The organism is Streptomyces sp. NPDC006544 (assembly GCF_040611715.1).
GTDB lineage: Bacteria > Actinomycetota > Actinomycetes > Streptomycetales > Streptomycetaceae > Streptomyces.
Map to the genome: position 1 here is coordinate 1 of NZ_JBEXOV010000077.1, position 23,942 is coordinate 23,942.

Annotated in this window: 16 protein-coding genes; 9 read left to right on the plus strand and 7 right to left on the minus strand. The window is 71.9% G+C overall.

The annotated features are described in order from the left end of the window. A partial coding sequence (locus ABZY44_RS28245) for a putative T7SS-secreted protein (RefSeq protein WP_356658610.1) occupies positions 1-4,371 on the plus strand: 4,371 nt, incomplete at its 5' end. 68 nt (positions 4,372-4,439) lie between these two features. After that, a complete protein-coding gene (locus ABZY44_RS28250) occupies positions 4,440-4,850 on the plus strand; it encodes a hypothetical protein (protein WP_356658612.1) in 411 nt (136 codons plus the stop codon). Between the two features lie 229 nt (positions 4,851-5,079). On the opposite strand, the gene ABZY44_RS28255 is transcribed toward ABZY44_RS28250, so the two are convergent. Continuing rightward, positions 5,080-6,726 carry a M4 family metallopeptidase gene (locus ABZY44_RS28255; protein WP_356658614.1) on the minus strand — a complete coding sequence of 549 codons (1,647 nt, stop codon included), beginning with the start codon at positions 6,724-6,726 and terminating at the stop codon, positions 5,080-5,082. 844 nt (positions 6,727-7,570) lie between these two features. Between ABZY44_RS28255 and ABZY44_RS28260 the strand changes: the two genes are divergently transcribed. Both ABZY44_RS28260 and ABZY44_RS28265 read left to right on the plus strand, forming a co-directional pair. Continuing rightward, entirely contained in the window at positions 7,571-8,617 is a 1,047-nt protein-coding gene (locus tag ABZY44_RS28260) for a M4 family metallopeptidase (RefSeq protein ID WP_356658616.1), read from the plus strand. A 400-nt stretch (positions 8,618-9,017) separates the two neighbouring features. Beyond that, the gene (locus ABZY44_RS28265; RefSeq protein ID WP_356658660.1) at positions 9,018-10,841 is read left to right on the plus strand and encodes an FAD-dependent oxidoreductase; all 1,824 of its coding nucleotides are present in this window, start codon (positions 9,018-9,020) and stop codon (positions 10,839-10,841) included. 30 nt (positions 10,842-10,871) lie between these two features. Here the strand turns inward: ABZY44_RS28265 and ABZY44_RS28270 are convergent, their stop codons facing one another. The 3 genes from ABZY44_RS28270 to ABZY44_RS28280 form a co-directional block, all read right to left on the minus strand. Continuing rightward, positions 10,872-12,842 (minus strand): NAD-binding lipoprotein, encoded by a 1,971-nt coding sequence (locus ABZY44_RS28270; protein WP_356658618.1) that lies wholly within the window; start codon positions 12,840-12,842, stop codon positions 10,872-10,874. 324 nt (positions 12,843-13,166) lie between these two features. Continuing rightward, on the minus strand, positions 13,167-13,613 hold the full coding sequence (locus ABZY44_RS28275; RefSeq protein WP_356658620.1) for a hypothetical protein: 447 nt from the start codon (positions 13,611-13,613) through the stop codon (positions 13,167-13,169). Positions 13,614-13,848: 235 nt separating this feature from the next. Next, a complete protein-coding gene (locus ABZY44_RS28280) occupies positions 13,849-14,349 on the minus strand; it encodes a hypothetical protein (RefSeq protein ID WP_356658622.1) in 501 nt (166 codons plus the stop codon). A gap of 261 nt (positions 14,350-14,610) precedes the next feature. On the opposite strand from ABZY44_RS28280, the gene ABZY44_RS28285 reads away from it, so the two are divergent. After that, positions 14,611-15,189 (plus strand): DM13 domain-containing protein, encoded by a 579-nt coding sequence (locus ABZY44_RS28285; RefSeq protein ID WP_356658624.1) that lies wholly within the window; start codon positions 14,611-14,613, stop codon positions 15,187-15,189. Here the strand turns inward: ABZY44_RS28285 and ABZY44_RS28290 are convergent. Beyond that, entirely contained in the window at positions 15,176-15,706 is a 531-nt protein-coding gene (locus ABZY44_RS28290; protein WP_356658626.1) for a GNAT family N-acetyltransferase, read from the minus strand. The two genes, ABZY44_RS28285 and ABZY44_RS28290, sit on opposite strands and share 14 nt — an antisense overlap. A gap of 149 nt (positions 15,707-15,855) precedes the next feature. Here ABZY44_RS28290 and ABZY44_RS28295 point away from each other — a divergent pair, with 149 nt between their 5' ends. Continuing rightward, positions 15,856-18,384, plus strand: a complete 2,529-nt coding sequence (locus ABZY44_RS28295) for a bifunctional serine/threonine protein kinase/MFS transporter (protein WP_356658628.1) — start codon at positions 15,856-15,858, stop codon at positions 18,382-18,384. Positions 18,385-18,460: 76 nt separating this feature from the next. Here the strand turns inward: ABZY44_RS28295 and ABZY44_RS28300 are convergent, their stop codons facing one another. Next, a complete protein-coding gene (locus ABZY44_RS28300; protein ID WP_356658630.1) occupies positions 18,461-19,246 on the minus strand; it encodes a VOC family protein in 786 nt (261 codons plus the stop codon). Positions 19,247-19,430: 184 nt separating this feature from the next. On the opposite strand from ABZY44_RS28300, the gene ABZY44_RS28305 reads away from it, so the two are divergent. Together ABZY44_RS28305 and ABZY44_RS28310 are read left to right on the plus strand one after the other, a co-directional pair. Then, complete coding sequence (locus ABZY44_RS28305) at positions 19,431-20,285, plus strand: sulfurtransferase (RefSeq protein WP_356658632.1); 855 nt, start codon at positions 19,431-19,433, stop codon at positions 20,283-20,285. Positions 20,286-20,519: 234 nt separating this feature from the next. Then, complete coding sequence (locus tag ABZY44_RS28310) at positions 20,520-21,287, plus strand: dienelactone hydrolase family protein (protein WP_356658634.1); 768 nt, start codon at positions 20,520-20,522, stop codon at positions 21,285-21,287. 151 nt (positions 21,288-21,438) lie between these two features. Here the strand turns inward: ABZY44_RS28310 and sepH are convergent, their stop codons facing one another. Beyond that, positions 21,439-22,458 (minus strand): septation protein SepH, encoded by a 1,020-nt coding sequence (gene sepH / locus ABZY44_RS28315; RefSeq protein ID WP_356658636.1) that lies wholly within the window; start codon positions 22,456-22,458, stop codon positions 21,439-21,441. Between the two features lie 537 nt (positions 22,459-22,995). On the opposite strand from sepH, the gene ABZY44_RS28320 reads away from it, so the two are divergent. Then, positions 22,996-23,886 (plus strand): hypothetical protein, encoded by an 891-nt coding sequence (locus tag ABZY44_RS28320; protein ID WP_356658638.1) that lies wholly within the window; start codon positions 22,996-22,998, stop codon positions 23,884-23,886. Positions 23,887-23,942 lie beyond the last annotated feature (56 nt).

Below are 23,942 nucleotides of genomic sequence, written 5' to 3' on the forward strand. Positions count from 1 at the left end.
CCGAAGAAGCTGGTCTACGGCAGTGTGTCGAAGATCCGTGCGCAGGTGTCGCACCTGAACGACTTCAAGGCGTCCTTCGACAAGGTCGGCAACGGTCTCAAGGGGATGGGGGAACCGGACGGGCTGAAGGGCAAGGCCGCGGACGCGTTCCGCGAGTCGGTGGCGAAGGAGCCGCCGCGCTGGTTCAAGGCGGCTGACGCGTTCGGGAAGGCCGCGGACGCGATGGGGCGGTTCGCGGAGACGGTGGAGTGGGCGCAGAACCAGGCCAAGGAGGCGCTGGAGGAGTACAACCGGGCGAAGAAGGTCTCCACCGAGGCCCGCACCGCGCACAACAAGCTGGTCGACACCTACAACGACGCGTTGAAGGCGAAGCAGGACCCGCTGCCGCCCCGCCCCTCGGAGAACTTCACCGACCCGGGGACCGCGATCGCGACGGCTGCGCAGGACAAGCTCGATACGGCCCGCAAGCAGCGCAACGACGTCGCCGAGACGGTGCGTACGGCGGTGCGGGCGGCGCGGGACGCGGCTCCGCCGAAGCCCTCGTACACCGAGCAGTTCGGTGACGGGATGGATTACATAGACCTTGCCAAGACGCATCTGACGGGTGGTGTCCTCAAGGGCACGGCGGGCATCGTGAACTTCGCCCGTGCGCTCAACCCGACGGACCCGTACAACCTGACGCACCCGGCCGAATACCTGACGAACCTGAACTCGACGGCCGCGGGTCTGGTCACGATGGCCAACGACCCGATGGGCGCGGGCAAGCAGATGCTCGACGAGTTCATGAAGGACCCCTCCGAGGGCATCGGCAAGATGCTGCCGGAACTCGTCGGCTCCAAGGGACTGGGGTCGTTGAAGAAGGTCGGCTCTGCCGCCTCGCACCTCGACGACCTCAAGGGACCCGGCCGCAAGGCGCTCGACGCCGACGGTCCGGAGAAGCCCGCGCGCTCCGGCTGTGACATCGTCTGCGACGGCGACCCCGTCGACGTGGCCACCGGTCGAATGCTGCTCTCGCAGACGGACCTGGCCCTGCCCGGCACGCTGCCACTGGTCTTCGAGCGGACCTTCGAGTCCGCGTACCGGGCAGGCCGCTGGTTCGGGCCGACCTGGGCGAGCACCATCGACCAGCGGTTGGAGATCGACCCCGAGGGCGTCGTGTTCGTCCGCGAGGACGGCGGCCTGTTGGTCTACCCGCACCCGGCGCCGGGTGTTCCGGTGCTGCCCACACACGGTCGGCGCTGGCCACTGCAGCGGGAGTCCGACGGGAGCTACACGATCACCGACCCGGATCAGGGCCTTGTCCGGCACTTCGGTACTCCGCACGCGGCGGGCGCCCCGACGACGACTGAAGCGGCCGACGGTGTGGCGCTGCTGGAGCAGATCGGCGACCGCAACGGCAGCACACTGCTCTTCGAGTACGACGGGGACGGCATTCCGCTCGGCATCATCCACAGCGCCGGATACCGGATCCTCTTCGAGACGGAGGAGGGCCGCATCACCACCCTCTCCCTGGCAGGCGGCCCGCGCGTCCTCACGTACGGGTACACCGACGGGCAACTGACCGATGTGGTGAACTCCTCCGGGCGCCCGCTTCGGTTCGGCTGCGACGAGCGCGGCCGCATCACGTCCTGGACGGACACCAACGGCCATCGGTTCGACTACGTCTACGACGACGAGGACCGCTGTGTCTCCCAGGCCGGGACCAAGGGCCACATGGCCACCCGGTTCGCCTACGAGAGCGACACGACGACCGTTACGGACTCTCGGGGCCACCGCCGCCAGTACGTGATCAACAGCCGGTCCCAGGTGGTGGCGGACATCGACGAGGCGGGTGCGGCCACCCGCTTCACGTACGACCGCTTCAACCAGCTGCTGACTCGTACCGACCCGCTCGGCCACGTCACGTCGTGCACGTACGACGATCTCGGCAGGCTGCTCACCCTGACCCGGCCGGACGGCCGCGCGACCAGGGCGGAGTACAACGAACTGGGTCTGCCGGTGAGGATCGTCCGACCGGACGGCACCGTGGTCCGCCAGACCTTCGACGAACGCGGCAACCGTCTGTCCGAGACCGCACCGTCCGGTGCGCTCACCGTGTTCGGCTACGACGGACGCGGCCATCTCGGCTCCGTCACCGACGCCCTCGGCAACACCACTGCCTTCCGTTGTGACGCGGCCGGTCGGCCGGTGGAGATCACCGATCCGCTGGGTGCCACCACCCGCTACGCGTACGACGCCTTCGGCAGGCCGGGCAGGGTGACCGGACCGTTGGGTGAAACCACGCTTCTGGAGTGGACCGTTGAGGGCAAGCTTGCCCGCCGGACCGATCCGGACGGCGGCGAATCCGTCTGGACCTATGACGGTGAGGGCAACCTGCTGAGCCATCGTGACCCGGCCGGCGGCACCACCTCTCATGAGTACGGAGACTTCGACCTGCTCCTCGCCCGCACGGAGCCGGACGGCTCTCGGTACACCTTCACGCACTATCCGGATCTGCGGCTGAAGGAGGTCACCAACCCGCAGGGCCTCACCTGGTCCTACACGTACGACCATGCGGGTCGCATGGTCTCCGAGACGGACTTCGACGAACGGATACTGACCCGCACCTATGACGCGGCGGGCCGGTTGGAGAGCCGGACCAACGGCCTCGGGCAGACCGTCCGTTTCGAGCGCAACAGCTTGGGCCAGGTCGTCCGCAAGGACGCTGCCGGGCAGGTGACCACCTACGAGTACGACCTCGGCGACGAACTGGCCCAGGCCGTCGGGCCGGACACCACACTCACGTGGCTACGGGACCGGACCGGACAGCTCCGGTCGGAGACCGTGGACGGGCGCGAGCTGCGTCTCGACCACGACGTGCTGGGGCGTCGGACCCGGCGCACGACCCCGACCGGTGCCGTGAGTTCCTGGTCGTACGACGCGGCCGGCCGCCGCACCCTCCTCACCGCCTCCAGCCGCGACCTGAACTTCGCGTACGACGCCGCAGGCCGTGAGTCCAGCCGCACACTCGGTGACGCGGTGGCGCTGACCCACACCAGGGACCTTATGGGCCGGATCAGCGGGCAGCAGGTGACGGCCCGGGGCCGCACGGTCCGTCGGCGCGCATACGACTACCGCGCCGACGGGGGCCTCATCGGGGTTGAGGCGGCGGACAGCTCCGCCTCCCGCACCTACGGTCTGGACCCCGTGGGCCGCGTCACGACCGTCGACGGGCCGGAGTGGAGCGAGCGGTACGCCTACGACAGCGCGGGCAGCCTGGCATCCGGGCAGTGGCCCGCCCTCCACCCGGACATGGTGGCCGCCGAGGGGCGGCGCAGGTACGAGGGCAACCGGATCACGGGCGCGGGAGACGTCCGCTACGAGCACGATGGACAGGGCCGGGTCGTCCGGCGGACCCGCAAGAGGCTGTCCCGCAAGCCGGACACCTGGCGCTACGCCTGGGACGCGGAGGACCGGCTGACCCAGGTGGTGACTCCGGACGGAACGACCTGGCGGTACAGGTACGACCCGCTGGGCCGCAGGCTGTCCAAGCAGCGGCTGTCCGCGGACGGAACGGTCGCCGACGAGACCGTGTTCACCTGGGACGGCACGACGCTGTGCGAACAGACCACCCGCACCCCGGGCCGTGGCAACGAGGTGGTCCTCACCTGGGACCATCGCGGACTGCACCCGCTGGCGCAGACCGAGAGGGTCCTCGATGCATCGAGGGAAGAGGTGGACAGCCGCTTCTTCACCATCGTCACCGACCTGATCGGAACACCAACCGAACTCGTCGACGAGCAGGGTGTGGTGGCCTGGCACACGCGCTCGACCCTGTGGGGAATCACCAGTTGGAACAGTGGCGCCACCGCCTACACACCGCTGCGCTTCCCCGGCCAGTACTTTGACGCGGAAACCGGCCTTCACTACAACGTTCACCGGCACTACGACCCCCAGACGGCCCGCTACATCAGCATGGACCCACTCGGCCTCGACCCGGCGCCCAACCCTGCGGGGTACGTCGACAACCCGCACGTGTGGGCCGATCCGCTCGGTCTCAAACCCTGCAAGGTCAGGGTGTCGCCGGTGGCCTCGGACTGGGCCACGAAGGGTGCACACCTTCACGTCGGCCCGGACGAGGTGAGGATCAGCATCAACAAGGAGGGCGAGCTGGTGGGCGAGCCGATCCGGTTGAAGTCGACGGGCTGGGCCTCGGACAAGAGCGTCAGGACGGCGGTGGAGGCAGTGGAGAACGACCCCAAACTGCGGGCCGACCTACTGGCCAAGGCGAAGTCCGCCCAGCAGCACATGGAGGACCACAACTGGGGCAACACGCAGAACCGCAAGGACGAAATGCAAGCCCTCATCGACAAACTGGAGAACTGGCCGTGACCGGACCCGAGTTCATCGCAGCGTTCCTGGCCGCCGGTAGTCTGCGTGGATTGCGGCGCGGATCGGCCGTGGCGGAGGCTGATCTCGCGCTACCGGTGGGCTTCATCGAGGAGGACGGCCCGGGCGGAATGCTCCGGCGGGACTACGGGCTGGTCGAGCTGTACTTCTCGGGCGAGCCCGACCGGATTCTGACGGGCGGCTCGCTGGAACTGCACCGACTGCCCGGCGATCCGGCCCTCGCGGCCGAGTGGAGCTCGGCGACGGGTGTGGATTTCGCGCCGTACACGGCATGGTCGGAGGTGAAAGGTGCCCTCGCCGCCGCTGGTCTGGCCGAGGCGGCCTTGGAGTGCACGACACAGGGTGACTACCTGGAATACCGGAACCCGGACACCAAGGTGTCCGTACTGGTCGTCGACGGTGAGGATGAGCGGGACGACTGGCCGGGCCACGGGGACCTCTGGAGCGTCAGCCTCGGGTGAACGGCAGCGCGCCGACGACCCTCTCCCCGGACGTCCTCCCGGTCAACCACGGCTGACGGGCCCTCTTCGACACAGGCGCGTGCCCGCGGCCGAACGCCCCCCCACCCCCCCCGGCGGAGCCACGCCGTGGTGGAACCGGACGGAACACCGGGGGCCGCTCGGCACGAGGGCGGGGAACGCACTCGGCAGGGCCCCGGAGGGCCCTGCCGGTGCGCGGCGTGCTGTCGGGTCAGTTCACGTTGACCCCGGACCAGGCCGAGGCGACGGCCTGGTACTCGGCCGACGTCGATCCGTACAGGTCGCCGGCCGCCTTGAGGGTGGCTACGCGGGCGCCCCGGTAATCGGTGGTGGAGGTCATGTAGACGGTGAGTGCCCGGTACCAGACCTGGAGGGCCTTGTCGCGGCCGATTCCGGTGACGGTGGCGCCGTTGGAGGTGGGGCTGTCGTAGGCGACGCCGTTGATGGTCTTGGCGCCGCTGCCCTCGGACAGCAGGTAGAAGAAGTGGTTGGCGACGCCCGAGGAGTAGTGGACGTTGAGGTTGCCGACGGTGGAGGACCAGGAGTCGGCGGAGTTGCCGTCCTTGGAGGGCTTGTCCATGTAGCGCAGCGGCGTGCCGTTGCCGTTGAGGTTGATCAGTTCACCGATGAGGTAGTCGCCCTTGTCCGAGGACAGGTTGGCGTAGAACTCCACGGCGGTTCCGAAGATGTCGGAGGTGGCCTCGTTCAGGCCGCCGGACTCGCCCGAGTAGTTCAGTCCGGCGGTGTTCGCCGTGACTCCGTGGCTCATCTCGTGTCCGGAGACGTCCAGTTCGGTGAGCGGGTGGGTGTTGCTCGCACCGTCGCCGTACGTCATGCAGAAGCAGGCGTCGCTCCAGAACGCGTTCACGTAGTTGCGGCCGTAGTGGACCCGGCTGGAGGCGCCGACCCCGTCGTTGCGGATGCCGTTGCGGCTGAAGGTGTTCTTGTAGAAGTCCCAGGTGGCCGCCGCTCCGAACTGGGCGTCGACCGCCGCGGACTGGCCGTTGGAAACGGTGCCGTCGCCCCAGACGTTGTCGGCGTCGGTGTAGAGGGTTCCGTTCCCGCTGGTCTTGTTGGCGAGGCCGACGGTGTACTGGCCGCCGCGCGTGGCGTCCTTCAACTGGTAGGTGGAGCCGGTGAAGGTGGTGGTCAGGGGCACGGAGCCGACGAACACGCCCTTGCCGGTTCCGGCGGCGTTGGCGGTCTGGACCCCTTCTCGGGTGGAGAGGACCTCGCCGCTCGTGGCGTCGGTGACGACGCGCTGGCTGCTGGGGGTGCCGTCGGCGCGCATGCCCTCGACGAGCGTCTCGTAGGCGAGGCGCGGGGTGCCGGACGCGGCCCAGACGACGAGACGGGCGGCCCCGGTCCGGTCGACCGAGGTGAGGGCCGGCTCGTCGGCGTCCTTCGCGATGCCGACGGTGGCCCGCACGGCGCCGGTCGCCTTGGCGGAGGCCTGGTCCGCCGAGAGCTTCGGGGTGAGCGAGGCGGGAGCGATCTCCGCCTTCGCCGCCTTGTCCACCGACTTCACGGCTCCCCTGGAGTCCTGGTGGACTATCAGGTCGCCGCCCAGTACGGGGAGGCCGTTGTACGTCCGCTCGTAGCGCACGTGGCGGTTGCCGTCCGAGTCGCTCACGACGTCCTTCGCGACCAGCTTCTCCGTGGCGCTCAGTCCCAGTGCGCCGGCCGTCGCGGGGGCCTCGCTGCCGGCCTGGGCGAGCAGGGCGGCGTGCTCCTGGGCGGGGACGGGCGCGGGGGCGGGCACGGGGGCGGCCAGTGCGGTCCCGGCGCCGGCCTGGATGGCACAGGCGAGCAGGGCGGAGGCAGAGAGAACGGCTCCGGCTGCGAGCTTTCGCTTCACGTGGTTTCCTTCCGATCCGACCGCGTGTGCGCGGTCGCACCTCGTTCCGTGGCACCGGGTAAGTGCCTGCAGGGGGCGGAACGGGTGCTGGTGTGCTGCTCCGTGGGGTCGAGCGACACCTGCCGGAGGGGATGGCCGGCGGCGCCTGCGGGGCTGACGGAAGCATGACAATCACCTTGATCGAATGAACAGGTCTGTCAGGGGATTGGCGCGGCCTCGCCATGGCGAGCCAGCTCATTCCCGTGGGCGATGACGCCGGGAGATACGAGCAATCCGGGTGAATCGGTCGCCGTAAAGGGCGTTGACGGGTGGAGGGGAGGGGGCGATTCGGAGAATTCGGTGCCAACTCCGGCGCGGGGGCGGATGTGGCGTGCGTGTCACGGATGTGTGAACGCCCCGTGAGTCCGATGCGGAGGTGGCGGGAATGCGCCACTCCGGATGCTTGCCCGAATGTCCGGGAGTCTGTAGTGCGGGGTGAAAGGCGGGTGGAACGAGGGCCGTCCACGGCAAAGCCTCCACGGCGCGGTGGGTGCCGTGGAGGCTCGTGGGGTGCCTGTGGGGTGCCCGCGGGTGGTTCGGGGCGGCTGGGGGGTGTGCCGGCCACGAACTGCTGGTGGAGCGGGCGCCAGAGCGGTCCGGGCCCTTCCCCGTCGCGACGATGACCTCGACCCGGTGAGCGGACGCCAGGAGTGAGCGGACGGCCGCCTCGATCCCGGCGCTCTCGTCACGGGCGGGAACGATGAGCGTACGGACCCTGGCCAAGACGGGTGGCGGTGCGCGAGGATCACGCCGCATCGCGCCGGAAATCCGTCCCGCGCACCACATCCCGACCTGGAGGATGTCCATGGATCGCCGCACACCCCGCGGCCTCACCGCCGCGGCCACCGTCACCGTGGCCCTGTTCGCACTGGCCGGGCCGGCCACGGCCTCGGTTCCGTCCGCGCCCGCGGCGTTGCCCCGGGCCCGGGTGTTCATGGTCAACCCCGTCCAGTCCTCGGGCGCCCAGACGCTCACCGACGCCAAGGACGCCGCGGCCGCCGTACCGACCTCCGCCTACGCCATGGTCACGCTGCGCAACCTGGACGCCACCGGCGGCCTGTCGGGGAAGTGGGCCTACGTCAGATCGGACACGGGCGCCTCGGCGAACGTCGCCGACGCCGGTGCCTTCACCCGTGCCGATGACCAGTTCGAGCAGGTCATGGCCTATTTCTGGGTCAACGAGGCGCAGGAGTACCTGCAGGGCCTGGGTTTCGGAAGCGAGCTGCCCGGCGCCAACGACCGGGCCCAGCCCGTCCGCATCAACCAGTGGGGCGCCGACAACTCCTTCTTCAGTGACAAGAAGTCGGAGATCCGGTTCGGCAAGGGCGGAGTCGACGACGCCGAGGACGGCGAGGTGATCGTCCACGAATACGGCCACGCGGTGCACAACGCCCAGGTACCCGGCTTCGGCACCTCTCCGGAGGCCGGCGCGATAGGCGAGGCCTTCGGCGACTACCTGGCCGTCGAGGTCGGCTCCTTCGCGGACGCCGCCTACGGCTGGCCGCGCAAGACGGACCTGGCCTGCGTCGCCGACTGGGATGCGGTCACGTACAGCTCGGCCCCGCACTGCCTTCGCCGGGTCGACGGGAACAAGGTCTACGCCGACCGGGAGGGCGAGGTCCACGCCGACGGCGAGATCTGGTCCCGCGCCCTGTTCGACATCCGGGGCGCACTGGGCGCGAGGACCGCCGACCGCGTCATCGTCAACGCGCAGTTCGGCTTCGCGCCCGACACCAGCTTCCAGGACGCCGCACTGACGACGATCGCCACCGCCCAGCGGATGTACGGCGCGAGTGCCGCGGATGCCGTGCGGCAGGCTTTCAAGGCCCGCCAGATCCCGGGTATTCAGTAGCGCCGCGGCCGGTCGGCGCGGAGGCTCCGGGCCGACCCGCCGACCCGCCGACCGCAGCCGGTCCGGGGCCCCGCCCCCGCCCGCGGTCACGTCGGGTGGTGGCGCGCGCCGAAGTCCGCGCCGGCCGGGCCCGGGCCCGCCCGTACGAAACTCAGTTCGTCAGCACGGGACGGCACGCTACGCACGTCCGGGTGGTCATTGCCCGCGCGGGCCCGTTCTGGGCGGCCGGGCCCGGGAGGGCGGCAAGAGTTGGGTCATGATCATGAATTCCGATGCCAACTCGGAAACCCCTGGTGCTCCCGGAACCCCCGGCGAGCTCGCACCGGCGCCCTCCCGCCGGCCCTCCCGCCGTACCGTCATCGCCGGCGCGGCTGCCGTCGCGGGAGCCGGCGGGCTGGCGATGGCCGTCACCACCGCGGGGACCTCGCAGGCCGTCCCCGGCGCCGCGGTGGCCGACTGGGACGTCTGCCTGACGATCGCCCGGGCCATCCTCGTCCGGGACGACGAGGACCAGCCGCTCGTACCGCGCTACGCCGACATCCTCCTGAAGAGCGGCCTGCCCCGCTCGCGCCGCCCCGGCAAGAAGGTGCTGATCGTCGGTGCCGGTCCGGCCGGCCTCACCGCCGCGCACCTCCTGCGCGAGGCCGGCCACCAGGTCACCGTCATCGAGGCCAACGCCAACCGGGTGGGCGGCCGGATCAAGACCTTCCGCACCGGCGGCCACGAGAACGCCCCCCAGCCCTTCGCCGACCCGAAGCAGTACGCCGAGGCCGGCGCGATGCGCATCCCCGACAGCCACCCGCTGGTCACCGGTCTGATGGACAGCCTCGGCCTCAAGCGCCGGCGCTTCCACCTGGTCGACGTGGACGGATCCGGCCGCCCCGCCTACCGGACGTGGATCTACGTCAACGGCATCCGCGTCCGCCGCGCCGACTACGCGCGCGCTCCCCAGGCGGTCAACCGCTCCTTCGGAGTGCCGAAGGCGTACGAGTCCGTGCCCGCCTCGCAGATCGTCCGCGACGCCTTCGCCTCCGTACGCAAGGAGATCGAAGGCAAGAAGGACAAGGAACTCGTCCAGGGCTGGGCCCGCGTCATCCAGCGCTACGGCCACATGTCGATGTACCGCTTCCTGACGGAGGAGGCCGCGCTCGACGAGCGGACCATCGACCTGATCGGAACCGTCGAGAACCTCACCTCGCGCCTGCACCTCGCCTTCGTGCACAGCTTCATCGGCGCCTCGCTGATCAGCCCCGACACCGCCTTCTACGAGCTGCCCGACGGCACCGCCACCCTGGCCGACGCGCTGTACGCCCGCGTGAAGGACCTCGTACGGCTCGACCGCCGCGCCACCCGCATCACCCACGGCGAGGGCAAGGTCACCGTCGAGACCGTCTCGGAGGGCCGCGGCGGCAGCGCCGTGCGGCGCGAGACCTTCACCGCCGACACCGCCATCATCACCGTCCCCTTCTCCGGGCTGCGCCACATCCCCGTCACCCCGGCGCTCTCGTACGGCAAGCGGCGGGCGGTCACCGAGCTGCACTACGACGCCGCCACGAAGGTCCTGCTCGAATTCAGCCGCCGCTGGTGGGAGTTCGACGAGGCCGACTGGAAGCGCGAACTGGAAGCGGTGCAGCCCGGCCTGTACCGGAAGTACCAGACCGGGCAGACCCCGGCGAACGGAACCCTGCTGGGCGCGCACGACTCCGTACCCGAGGGCCACATCTCCGCGGGCCAGCGCTCCCACTACGCCGCCAGCCGCGTGGTCACCCGCGACCAGCCCGAGGCGGCCGGCGTCATCGGCGGCGGCTCGGCCACCGACAACCCCAACCGCTTCATGTTCCAGCCCTCCTACCCCGTCGAAGGCAGCGCGGGCGGTGTCGTCCTCGCCTCCTACAGCTGGTCCGACGACGCCCTGAAGTGGGACTCCCTGGACGACGAGGAGCGCTACCCGCGCGCCCTCGCCGGAGTCCAGGAGGTGTTCGGGCAGCGCATCGAGGTGTTCTACACCGGCGTCGGCCGCACCCAGTCCTGGATGCGCGACCCGTACGCCTACGGCGAGGCGTCCGTCCTGCTGCCCGGCCAGCACACCGAGCTCTTCCCCCACGTCCGCAGGGCCGAGGGCAACCTGCACTTCGCCGGATGCCACACCTCCATCAAGCCCGCCTGGATCGAGGGGGCCCTGGAATCCGCGGTGCGGACCGCCCTGGAGGTGCACACGGCGTAACGGCCGCCCCGGCCGCCCCGGGGCGCGCCGTCAGCTCTCGGCGAGCACGATCAGCCAGTCGTCCTCGGAGAACCGGACCCGCTGCCGCTTGTCGGGGTTGATCCGCACCCCGTGGTCGGGGCCCGTGGCGCTCCGCGCGCGCAGCCGGTAGCCGACCGCGCATTCCCGGCGCCGCCGCGCCGACTCGACGGCGGTCGCGAACGAGACCTCATGACCGGCCCGGACGTAGTCCGCGGCCGGCTTGAGGTGGAACTCGTGGCCCTCCGCCGTGAACAACTCCTCGAAGACCCCGGCGAGATAGGGGCTCTCCGAGATCTGGGTCAGCAGAAGGCTGATCAGCCTGCCGCTCACGATGAAGTCGGCGCCGTCCCGAGCCGGCGCGAGGAGCCGGTTGCCGTCGTCGGACATCTCGGTGGTGAGCGCGAGTTCCCGCTGCGCGGCGTCCCCGATGGCCCGCAGGTGCAGCAGGGCGACCAGCGTCCTGTCGTCCGCCCGCGCCTCCGGATCCGTCACCCCGGCGAGGGACGGGACGGGCGTCTGCGCGACCTCGGGCTCCGCCTCACCGAGCACGATCACGCTGTCGTACGAGGGCACGTCCAGCTTGGCCAGGGTGAGCGGATCGGTGATGTCGCCGTCGCGGAAGGAGACTTCGAGGCAGGAACGCGCGGCCGTGACCGCGCCCGCGCCGTGCGCGGCCGCGTACTCGCCGAGCGCCACGACGTCCAGGGTGGTTCCCGGGCTCACGTACTGGTCGAGCTGCTCGATGACGAGCGGCGCGCGGCGGTTCCAGCCGAGCAGGAGAAGACGTTCGGCCTGGGCGGCCCGGGGCCCGGCCGACACGATCGCGGCCTCCTCGACATGGGAGGCCACGTCCGTCAGCACGGCCGTGTCGTCGTCCCGGGAGATGACGACGATCCGGTCGGCAGGTCCGATCGCCGCCCCCGGAGGCGGATTGAGGGTGACGCTCCCGTCGGCGTGCAGCAGGCCGACCGCCGAGGACGTGGCGAACGACAGCAGCGCCTCGCCGAACGTACGCCCCGCGAGGTCCCCGGCGGCGACCGGGTAGAACTCGTCGCCCTCGAAGTCCAGCAACTCCGAGTAGACGAGCGAGAGGCCGGGCTGACGGGCCGTCTGGACGAGGAGCCGGGCGACGATGTCGTCGACGCACAGGACGTGTCCCGCGGGCCCGGCCGCCAGCCTGGCGGTGACGTGGTGGTGGGAGTCACGGACGGCGGCGACCACCACCGCCGCTTCCCGCTTCTCGGCCCCGGGCCCCCCTTTCCCGTCCCCGGACGCGGAGACGGCCGCGTCGAGGGCGAGCAGCGTCTTCACCACGTGGGCGTCACCCGTGTTCCCGGTGGGAGGCAGTACCAGCACCGCCTTCGCGGTGCGCGGACTCACCCGGCACAGCTCGGTGGGGTCCGTGGTGCTGCCGTTGCGGCAGATGATCCGCGTCCTGCCACCGTCGCCGACGCGCGTGGAGATCTCGTCCTCCATCCACACCTTGTCCTGCGGGGCGAGCACCGCCACGGCGGAGCGGCGCTGGTTCGCGTGGGCGGCCACCAGCTCCCCGATCACGGGAAAGACCTGGTCCGACCACCCCAGTACGACGGTGTGCCCCGTCTCCAGCACGGTGGAGTGCCCGAGCCGCAGCGCCATGATGCGCCGGTTGATGCCCGTGGTGATCAGACTGACCAGGGTCGACACGAAGAGCAGTGCCACGAGCGCGAGGGACACGGAGGCCAGCACGTACACCGGGGAGCCGACCGCACCCCCGATCTTCAGCGTCTGACCGACGCTGACCCACACGGCGGTGAGCCGGCCGGACAGTGTGGCCGGAGCGGCCCGGTCGGCCCAGACGAGGACCGTGCTCGCCGGGACGACGACGGCGAGGCAGGCCAGGGCGAGCCAGCCGATGAGCGCGGTCGTTCCCCCCGAGACCAGATGGTCGAAGCGGTACCGCAGGCGGAGCCGCAGTGACGTCGTGTGATGCTGCGCCACACAAGCTCCCGTACATGACTCGACGTGCCGTCCGGAGCGGCTGCCCGCCGCCCCGGGAGTCACCCTAGGCAGATCTCTCCGCCCGCCCCCCGGGAACCGCACCGACCTCACTCAGAGGTATGAACGCACCAGGGAAACGGGCTGGGACACGGGCCGGGACACGGGCCGGGAGACGGGCCGGGAGACGGGCCGGGACGCGGGCCGGCGCGGGGCGCCCCTCGACGAGCGTCCTCCCGGATCAACTCCTTCCGACCGCGCCGATCGCCGGGACCACGGCCCCGGCAATCGGCGTCCGCGGCGCACGGCCGCGGCGGACGGTCCTCGTCAGGCCGTGGTGGCGCGCGCCTCGCTCGTGCGCGTGCACAGGGCCCAGATGACGAAGATGCTGATGGCGATCGAGATGAGGGCCCAGACCGGGGTGTAGGGCAACCACATGAAGTTGAGGATGATGTCCAGCCCGGCGATCGCCACACCTGTCACCCAGGCCCAGGGCGCGTCCTTGAGGATGCCCACGCCGACGACGGCGAGCACGATGCCCACGATGAGGTGGATCCAGCCCCACGCCGTGACGTCGAACTTGAACGTGTAGTTGCCGACGGTCGAGTAGACGTCGTCCTTCGCGATGCCGGCGATCCCCTTGATGATGCCGAGGACACCTTCGACGAGCATCAGGATACCGGCGAACATCGTGCCGCCCGCCGCCCAGGCGCTCTGCCCTGAGGCGGGGTACTGGCTCCGGGGGGCCCTGCTGGGGGGCGTTGTCTGTGCCACGAGAAGCTCCTTCGTCGCGCGGGACACCGAGGGCCGGCGTCTGGCCCAGCGTCCCCGGCGGGGGCGCGGACGGACACCGGAGCGCCGCCGTTCGGGTGAATCCGCGCATCGGCGACGGTGGCGGGGCGCACGGAAGGCGCAGCTCGGCGTGCCCACGCCTGCCGTGAGGGGAACCGGGCGGCCCCGTGGCGAGGAACCCGGCCGTCCGCCGCGCGTCCGGGCCCCGCCGGCCGCTTCAGTAGCGCAGGGCCTTCCCGGTCTCCGCCTTGACCGTGCCCGACAGGGCGCGGGTGCTGCGCGCGGCGCCCTCGCCGGTGGCGTTCGGGGCCACGTCGGCGATCGTCACCACGACCGTGTCCAGGAGGTTGCCGCCCTCGTCCTTGAAGTTCACCTGCACGGCGAAGGACTTCTTCTCACCGTCCGCGTTCTTGACCGCGACGGACACGGTGGCGCGGCCGTCCGCGGCCTTCGCGGGCGTACCGAGTGTGACCTGGTCCTTCGCGTCGACACCGTCCTTGACCTCGGCGAGCTTGTCCTTCGCGACGGCCGCCGCCGACTCGGCCGCGTCCGCCGCCTCGGAAGCGGCAGAGGAGACCACCGCCCCCGCGGAGGCCACGGCGGACGCCGCCTTCGAGGCCGCCCCGGACGGCCCGTCCCCGTCCGAACAGCCCGTGACCCCCACCGCCAGGGCCACCCACACGACACCGGCCAGCCCGCGGCTGCGTACGCCTGCCATCACGCCTCCCTGATTCGACTCCGTCCAGTCAAAGGCCGCCGGGGCGGCCCTGCCCGCCCGGCCCGCCGTCCGGGTGGCCGTGCGGGCCGTCGTGCGAGCGGGGTGCGAGAGGCGTGCGAGCGGCGTGCGAGTGGCACGTCCGCCCGCGCGCCCCTGCGGACGTGGTGACGTAAGGCTTTCGTCATCACGGGGGTGCTGGCGCCGCAGGCTCGCGGCCCCGTTCAATGCGGGGGGACGGATGCGCGAGGAGAGGTACGGGCAATGGCGCGGACACAGTGGCACGGGCGCGGCAGGCCGATCGTCGGCGTGGTCGTCGCGGCGACGCTGGCGCTGGGCGCCGGGCTGTACTGGTTCCAGCCGTGGAAGGCGTGGCAGGACGCGACCGTCCGCGAGGCCGCGCCGTCCGCGACGTCGTCGTCCCCGGCCCGGTCCGGGTCCACTCCCGGGGGTACGGGCTCCTCCCCTGCCCCGGCGGCTCCCGCCGGACCGCGGACGGTCGCCCAGGGCACGCTGATCAGCCACGAGCACACCACCACGGGCACGGCCAAGGTGATCCGGCTCCCCGACGGCTCCCACACCCTGCGGCTGGAGAACCTCGACACCAGCAACGGCCCCGACCTGCGGGTGTGGCTGACCGACGCGCCCGTGAAGGAGGGCGTGTCGGGCTGGACCGTCTTCGACGACGGCACGTACGTGAGCCTGGGCAAGCTCAAGGGCAACAAGGGCGACCAGAACTACGCGATCCCGGCCGGCGTGAACACGGCCGACTACGGCAGCGTCACCATCTGGTGCGACCGCTTCGACGTCTCCTTCGGCGCGGCGGCCCTCACGACCGTCTGAGCCGGAAGGGCTTCAGGTCGTTGCGGGGATCGACGGCCCAGTGGTGGGTCCGCAGGACGCGGCCGGCGAACGTCACGTCTTCCTCGCCCAGCAACCTGAAGCCGAGGGACCGGCAGATGCCGTTCGACGGAGCATTCGCCACGGCCGGAAACGCGTGCACGACCCCCCACCGGTCCTCCTCGCGGGCCAGTTCGAGCACCGTGCGGACGGCCAGCTTGCCGAGCCCGCGTCCCTGGAACTCCGGCAGCACCATCCATCCGATCTCGCTGGTCTGCTCCCCGTCGGCGTCGTGGGACCAGAGGGTCACGGTTCCCGCCACCACTGCCGGTTCCCTCTCGTCGGGAACGATCATTTTGATCCACTGAGTGCCCTCGGCCGCACTCCGGACGTCCCGCCCGACCTTCGCCGTCATTCCCTCGGGCGGCAGCGGGCCACCGAGGTCGGCCATCATGACCGGGTCGCACCGCATCCGGACGTAGGCTTCGACGTCTCCGAACGCCACATCACGCAAACGCACTCGTTGCCCTCCTCCGACCTGCCCGGCACCGTCCCCACGATCACACGGCGATCCCCCATGACGCTACGTCACGGGGGCGGGCCGGTTGCCGTGGGGTCGATTCGGCCGATGGGCCCACCTGCCTTGGATAGCTGAACTATCTTGCCCTCGTGGACCAGTTGAATGCCGAAGACCCGACCCGCATAGGTCCGTACCGCCTCATCGCCCGGCTGGGCGCGGGCGGCATGGGCCTGGTCTATCTCGGGCGCTCCGAGGGCGGGCGCACCGTCGCCGTCAAAGTCGTGCAGGCCGATCACGCCGGGAACCCCGAGTTCCGCAGGCGCTTCGCCCGCGAGGTGGCCGCCGCGCGGCGGGTGGGCGGGAGTTGGACGGCGGACGTGCTCGACGCCGATCCCGAGGCCGCCGTGCCCTGGGTGGCGACCCAGTACATCCCGGGGCCCGATCTGCACACGGTGGTCGCCAAGGACTTCGGGCCGTTGCCCGAGCACTCGGTCCACACCCTCGCCAACCGCCTCGCCCTCGCCCTCCAGGCCGTGCACGAGGCGGGCCTGATCCACCGCGACCTCAAGCCGTCCAACGTCCTCGTCACCGTCGACGGCCCCCGCGTCATCGACTTCGGCATCGCGCGGGCGAGGGAGAGCCTCGCCGGGGACAGCCTGCTCACCCGCACCGGCACGCTGATCGGCTCCGCCGGTTTCATGTCTCCGGAACAGGTCCGCGGCCTCGAACTCACCCCCGCCAGCGACGTCTTCTGCCTGGGGGCCGTCCTCGTCTACGCCTCCACCGGACGCCTGCTCTTCGGCGCTGGGGACACCGGGCTGAACGCCCATCTCTTCCGCGTAGCCGAGGAGGAGCCGGACCTGACGGGCGTACCGGAGAGCCTGGCCGGTCTCGTCCGCGCGTGCCTGCAGAAGAACCCGGCCGAGCGGCCCACCCCCCAGGAGGTGGCCGCGCGCACGGCCACGGACCAGGCCCCCGAATGGCTGCCGGGCGCCGTGCTGGCACAGCTGGGCCGCCACGCCGCCCAGTTGCTGGACTACGCTCCCCTCGCCCCCGCACCCCCCGAAGCGGCCGCCCCGCAGCCGTACCCCCCGGTCCCGCCCGCGCAGCCGTACCCCCTGCCGCCCGCCTACGCCCCGACGGCCCTCGCGCACTCCGGTCCCGCGCAGGGATTCGGACCGCCCCCGGGCGCCGGCGCCTGGTCCGCGGCGCCGCCCGCTGCTGCGTCCACGGGCCCCGGGGAGAATTCCGCAGCCCTCTACGCCAAGCGCTGGCGGGCCTTGGCCGTGGCCGTCCTGGTGCAGCTGACGGTGGTGCTCGAAGCGACGGTCTTCAACACGGCGTTGCCGTCCGTCCAGGCCGACCTCGGCCTCTCCGGGGACGGAGTGGGCGCGCTGTTCACCGCCTACGCCGCCGCCTTCGCCGCGTTGCTGCTGCCCGGCGGGCACATCGCGGACCGCCTGGGACGCCGAAGCACATTGATCATCGGCCTGGCCGGATGCGCGGCGGCCTCCCTGCTCGGCGCCATCGCCTGGGGCCCCGCCCCGCTGATCTGCGCCCGCGCCCTGCAGGGCGCCTTCGGCGCGCTGCTGACCTCGTCCGCACTGGCCCTGCTGGTCGCGGGCTTCACCGACCCCAGGGAACGCGGCCGGGCCTTCGGGGTCTACGCCGTGTCCAGCGGAGGAGCTTCGGTCCTCGGGCTGCTCGCGGGCGGCTGGTTCGTGCAGGCCATGAGCTGGCGCGTGAGCCCGTACGTGTCCGTCCTCGTCGCCGTGATCGCCCTGACCGTCACGCTGGTCCTGCCGCGCGACCGGCCGGGACCGGCCCGTGGCGGCCCCGACTTCCTCGGCCTGGTGCTCGGCGCCGGCGCGCCGGCCGCCCTCGCCTACGGCCTCGCCGAGGGCGGCTCGCGCGGCTGGGCGACGCCCCTCGTCCTGATCGCGCTTGTGGCCGGCGCCGTCCTGCTCGCGGCCTTCCTGTGGTGGCAGACCGGGACGTACGACCCGCTGCTCCCGCCGTACGCCTTCAAGGACCGCGACCGCCTCGGCTGCCTCCTCGCCGTGCTCCTGACCGGCGCCGGCACCGTCGTCCTGTTCTCGTTCCTGGACTACTACCTGCGGTACGTCCTCGGGTACGGCCCGCTCGAGGCGGGAACGCTCCTCCTCCCCCTGGTCGCCGCGCTCGTCGTCGGCTCCACCCAGGTCTCCGCCCGGCTGGTGCACCGCGTGGCGCCCGGCGTCCTGATCGCGGCGGGGCTGTTGCTCGCGGCTGTCGGACTGATGGTCCTCGCCGGCATCGAGGACGGCTCCGGGTACGCGCCCAAGGTGCTGCCCGGCACGCTCCTCGTCGGCCTGGGCCTCGGCATGGCCTTGATGCCGCTCTTCGCCACCGCGACCGCCGGCATCGCCCAGCAGTACGCCGGCGCGGCCTCGGCCGGCGTCGTCACCGCCCAGTACCTGGGCGCATCGGTCGGGGGCATGCTCTTCTCCGCCGTCGTCACCGCCCACCTGCACATCGACCTGGTGCGGGGTGTGGCCGAGACACCGCTGAGCGCCTACACCCTCGCCCTGTGGTGGGCGGCCGGTGCCATGGTGCTCGGGGCTCTGGTCGCCGGTGCGACGGTCAGGGCCAGGACGGCGCGGGGCGAGGCGGTCCGGGCCGCCGCGCTGCCCCTGTAGCCCGCCGAGCCGCCGCCGGCCGTCGTCCGAACCGGCGGACGGCGGTTCGGACGACGGCGGTCAGGCGGTCAGGCGGTCAGGGGCTGCCCTGGACCAGGGTGAAGACGGCGCCCTCCGGGTCCGCGACCGTGGCCAGCCGGCCGTTCAGGCCGTCGCGCGGCGCCTGGACGATCCGGCCGCCGAGCCGGGCGACGCGGTCGGTGGCCGCGTCGGTGTCCTCCACCTCGAAGTACGTCATCCAGTGCGGCCCCCGGTCGTGCGGCAGGGACCGGCCGACCCCGTGGACGGCCGCCACCGGCCGGCCCCGGAGGAGGAGGGTGAGGTAGTCGAAGTCGGCGGAGGCGGTGGAGTGCTGGCGGGCCTCGTGGCCGAAGACGTGCTCGTAGAACTTGCCGACCGTCGACGTGTCCTGCGTGATCAGCTCGTTCCACACGGGGGTGCCCGGGATCCCGGCCCGCCCGCTGCCGAGGCGGGCCTCGGCCTGCCAGAGTCCGAAGGTCGCGCCGAGCGGGTCCGAGCAGATCGCCACCCGCCCCGCGGCCCCCGCGTCCAGCGGGCCCACCGCGACCGTGCCTCCGCAGGAGCGGATCGCCTCGGCCGTCGCGTCGGCGTCGTCCGTGGCGATGTACGTCGTCCAGGCCACCGGCAGATGGCGGTCCGGCGGCAACTCGCCGATGCCCGCCACCTCGTGCCCGTCGAGCATGGCCCGGACGTACTGGCCCAGCTGCTCGGGGCCGGGCTCGTACTCCCAGCCGAACAGGTCGGCGTAGAACTCCTCGGTGGTCCCGAGGCTGTGCACCATCAGGCTCGACCAGCACGGCGTGCCGGGCGTGCGCCGCGTTGCTTCCAATGCCTCGGTCATGTCAGCCGTCTCCTCCGTGGAAATGCTCGTGGGGCTTCCCGGGCTGATGCTTGCACTCCGAGCGGTTCGGCGCGCCCCGACCCGGCCGGGTTTCGCTTGAGCCGGACGAGATGACCGAATCGGTGCGGCCCGTCGATGTCCGATTTGTTACGCGAGGTGCCTCGAGGGGAGCAAAATGGCCCCCATGACTGCGACCCCGAGCCCCTCCCCGCTGCTCTCGGCAGCCGATCTGAAGACCGAGCTGGCCGGCCCCAGGCCCCCGGTCCTGCTGGACGTCCGCTGGCAGCTGGGCGGCCCGAACCAGCGGTCCGCGTACGAAGCCGGACACCTGCCGGGAGCCGTCTACGTCGACCTCGACGCGGAACTGGCCGGTCCCGCGGGGGAGGGCGGGCGGCACCCGCTGCCGGATCCGGAGGAGTTCGGGGCGGTGATGAGGCGGGCCGGGGTCTCGGCGGACCGGCCCGTGGTCGTGTACGACGGCGGGCAGGGCTGGGCGGCGGCGCGCGCATGGTGGCTGTTGCGCTGGACGGGTCATGCGCACGTACGGGTCCTGGACGGGGGGCTGGCCGCGTGGACCGCCGGTGGCGGACCCTTGTCGGCCGATGCCGAGGCTGCGCGGGAAGGTGATTTCAAGCCAAATCCGGGTGAGATCGGCCTGCTGGACGCGGACGAGGCGGCCGCGCTGGCCCGGTCCGGGGTCCTGCTGGACGCGCGGGCGGGGGAGCGCTACCGGGGCGAGGTCGAACCGATCGACCCGGTCGGGGGCCACATTCCCGGCGCGGTGTCGGCGCCGACCACGCAGAACGTGGGCCCGGACGGACTGTTCCTGACGGCGGACGCACTGCGCGCGAGGTTCGAGGCCATGGGTGCGGGCGGCTCCGCCGAGGTGGGTGTCTACTGCGGCTCCGGAGTCTCAGGGGCCCACGAGGTGCTCGCCCTGTCGGTGGCGGGCATCCCCGCGGCCCTCTACGCGGGCAGCTGGTCCCAGTGGTCCGCCGACCCGTCCCGCCCGGTGGCCGTGGGCCCCGACCGGGGCTGACGCCCCAGGCCCCCACGCCTCCCGCGCCGCCCGCGCCCGGGCGGCCCGTCGGCCCGGCGGGGACGGGCGGCCGTGCCCGCCCCCGGATATTTCATAATCGATATCCTTCACCGAACATTTACCGCCGATAATCTTTTGGAAATCGCCTTTCCGTGATATGATTGCGAATATGCGAGAGATTTCTTGTTAGTCTTTTCGAGTCTGATCCTTCAGCCTCGAACAAGGAATCCGCCCGTGTGTTACGCATTCGATGCCGCCCCACCGCTCCACGGTCGGGCCGTCACCGCCGCCGCTTCGGAATCGCTCGTCCTCACCGCGGCCGACGGCGCGCGCTTCGCCGCCCACCTGGCCGTTCCCGAGCGGCCGTCGGGCATGGGGGTGCTCGTGCTCCCCGACAACAACGGCCTCTCGCATTTCTACGAGACGCTCACCGTGCGCCTGGCCGAGCAGGGACACACCGCGCTGGCGATCGACTATTTCGGACGCACCGCGGGCCCCGATCACCGGAGCCGGGACGAGGGGTTCAGGGAAATGGGCCAGCTGATCCGGCACCTGGTCCAGCTCACCCCAGCGGGACTGGACGCCGATATGGCTGCCGCCGCTGAGCACCTGCGCTCGAGCGGCGCCCGCCAGGTGGTCTCGCTCGGCTTCTGCTTCGGCGGCCGCCAGGCGTTCCGGACCGCCGCCCCGGAGTTCGGGACGGCCGGCGCCGTCGGCTTCTACGGCTTCCCCGACGCCGTCAACGGCTCGCCGGGGCCGACGCAGCTGGCGTCCGAGCTGACCGCGCCGATCCTGGCGTTCTGGGGCGGCGCGGACGAGGCCATCCCGCAGACCGCGGTCGAAGCCTTCGACGGAGCCCTTGCCGAGGCCGGATGCCCGCGCGAGTTCGTCACCTACGAGGGAGCCCCCCACGGCTTCTTCGAACAGGGCGCTCACGAGTTCGCCGAGGCGTCGGCCGACGCCTGGCGGCGGGTGCTCGACTTCATCGCCCCGCGCCCCTGAGCCGTCGTACGGGCAGGGGCGCGGCGGCGAGGTCCCCGCGCGGCCTTGCGGCCCCACGGGCGGGTCCGCCCCGTCCCGCCGCGCGGGGGAGGCGGTCGCCCCGACCGGACCCGCGGTGCGGAGGACGGAGCGGTCCCCGGCCCGGCGGGGGTTACTCCTGCTTCTTGCGGCGGGTGCCGAAGACGATCTCGTCCCAGCTCGGGACCGCGGCCCGGCGGCCGGGGCGGACGCCGTCGGCTTCCGCCTGGCGGTCCGTGGTGCCCGTCAGGCGGTCCCGGTGGCCCGCCACCGTGCGCGGCATCAGGACGTCCGCGTACGCGGCGCCCGCGCCGGCCGCCGAGGCCGACGCAGCCGCCGGCTCCTCGGGCTCCGGTTCCTCCACGGGCTCCGGCACCACGAGGTCGCCGCGGAAGCTCGGTACCGCCTCCAGCAGACTCGTCAGGGTGTCCCGTTCCTCTTCCGGCTCCACAGGGGGCGGCGGTGCCGGGGCGACCGGGCGTTCCAGCTGGCGGTCGAGCGCACGATCCAGCGGCCGGTCCCGGGGCAGCCGCGCGATCCTCGGCACGAACGGGAAGCTCGGCTCGGGCGTCGCGGGCAGGTCGTCCGACTCGCCGATCAGGGAGCGGGCCTCGTCGTCGACCGCCACGACCAGTCGGCGCGGCGGGTCGTACGTCCAGCTCGCGGCGTGCGGTTCGCCCGCGACCCGGTACACCAGGAGGACTTCCCACGTGCCGTCGTCGCGACGCCAGGAGTCCCACTGGACGGATTCCTTCTCGGCCCCGCGCAGCGTCAGCCGTTCCTGCACGGCCTCGCCGAGCTGGGGGCCGGTGTTCTCGCCCGGCCGGCGCACGGGGGTCTTGCGGGCCCGCTCGGCCATGAACGCGCGCTCCGCGAGCACGGGTCCCTCGAAACGGCGTACCCGGTCGACGGGGATGCCGGCGAGCTGGGCGACCTCCTCCGCGGAGGCGCCGGCTCGTATGCGGGCCTGGATGTCACGGGGGCGGAGGTGGCTCTCCACCTCGATCTCGATCTGGTTCAGGCGCGCACGGTCATTGCGCACGGCAGCCCGTAGACGCTCGTCGATCGGAAGCGTGTACTCCGTGCTGTCCGCAGCCTTGAGCACCAGTCGTGTGCCGTCATTGGAGACGGCCACGACACGCAGTTCGGGCATGGGAACCTCCCGGGTGGTGCCTGCCGACGTCACGTGCGTCGCTGCTTCCGCTAGTCGAGTGTGGCCTGCCCGGGTGCAGCCTGCCACTACCTTGCCGAGTTAAACCGGCGTGTCGGGCATGCGCCCTTGATCGCTGTTATGGCACGGTTACCTGTTGGGCACGCACAGTGACCGAATGATTACTGTGCGCAGCAGAATCCCGTGCAATACCGCGGTATCGCTGGTCTCGAGTGCCGTTGTTCCATCAGCCGGCCCCTCTCCCGGGTCCGGACATCCGAAAGGAAGGACGGCCCCAGGGCTCGCCACAGTACTCCATTCGGGCCACCTGGGTGGACCGCCGCGCCGCCGAACTTGTCCCGGACGGCGGGAGTTGGGCTGCCCTGGAACGGGTCCACATCCGGACGGACCGAGGCGGGCGTCCGTTTTGGGGTGTCCTGCTTCACAGAATCTCCGGAAATGGAACTATCTGTTTCGCTCATCGGTCCTTCACTGGAGGAAGAGGCGGAGCGCGAGAGGCAGGACACGTAGGGGATGGCGATGGGTCAGAAGACGACGTCGGCCGGCAGGACGACGCCCGAGCCGGACCGGGAGCCGAGGAAGAAGCTCGACCTGAGTGCGGCTCAGGTCGCGGGTTCCTCCCTCGCCACCGTCGCGGCGGCCCTGCTCGCCTCGAAGATGGGCGTCTACGGGACCATCCTCGGCGCCGGTGTGGTGAGCGTGGTGGCCACCGCGGGCGGGCCCGTCATCCAGCACTTCTTCCGGCGCACCGGCGACCAGCTGCGCGAGAGCGCCCGCCCGAAGGCCCGTCAGGTGCCGGTGCGAGGGCCGCAGGAGGCGCCGGCCGGGGAGCGGGCGCCCGACGGCACGATGGTGCTGCGCGAGGTGCCCCTCCCGATGTCACCGCCCCCGGCCGGACTCTCGGAGGAGTTCGGCGAGGCCACCGTGCACGGCAGCCGGGTCAGGGGCTGGAAGCGCACGGCGGCCGCCTCCGGCCTGGTGTTCGCCCTCGCGCTCGGCGGCCTCGGGACCTACGAGGCGATCGCCGGCACCTCCGTCAGCAAGGGCGGCGGGACCCTCTTCTCCGGCGGTACGCAGAAGGCGGGCCGCGACAAGCCCGCCCCGCCCGGGGGCGGCACCGACGAGAAGGGCAGGGGCGGGACGGACCCGCGGAACGGGAACTCCCCGAGCCCCTCGCGTCCGGACGGCGGCCGGAGCTCCGGCGCGCCCGATCCGGGCTCCTCCCCGTCCCCGGAAGCCTCCCCGGGCCCGAGCCCGAGCCCGTCGAAACAGGACCCGACGCCCGCGCGGACGCCGACCCCGCCGCCGGGCAGCGGCAGCGCCACGCCGGGCGGCGCGGGTGCCGGCGGCGGCTCCGGCACCCCCGGCGGACCGGACTCCGGCCCGGGGCAGGGCTCACGGACCCCCTGAAGCGGCCGGTCCCCGGGGCCGCGGCACCGGGGACCGGACCTGGACCCGGCCGCCCG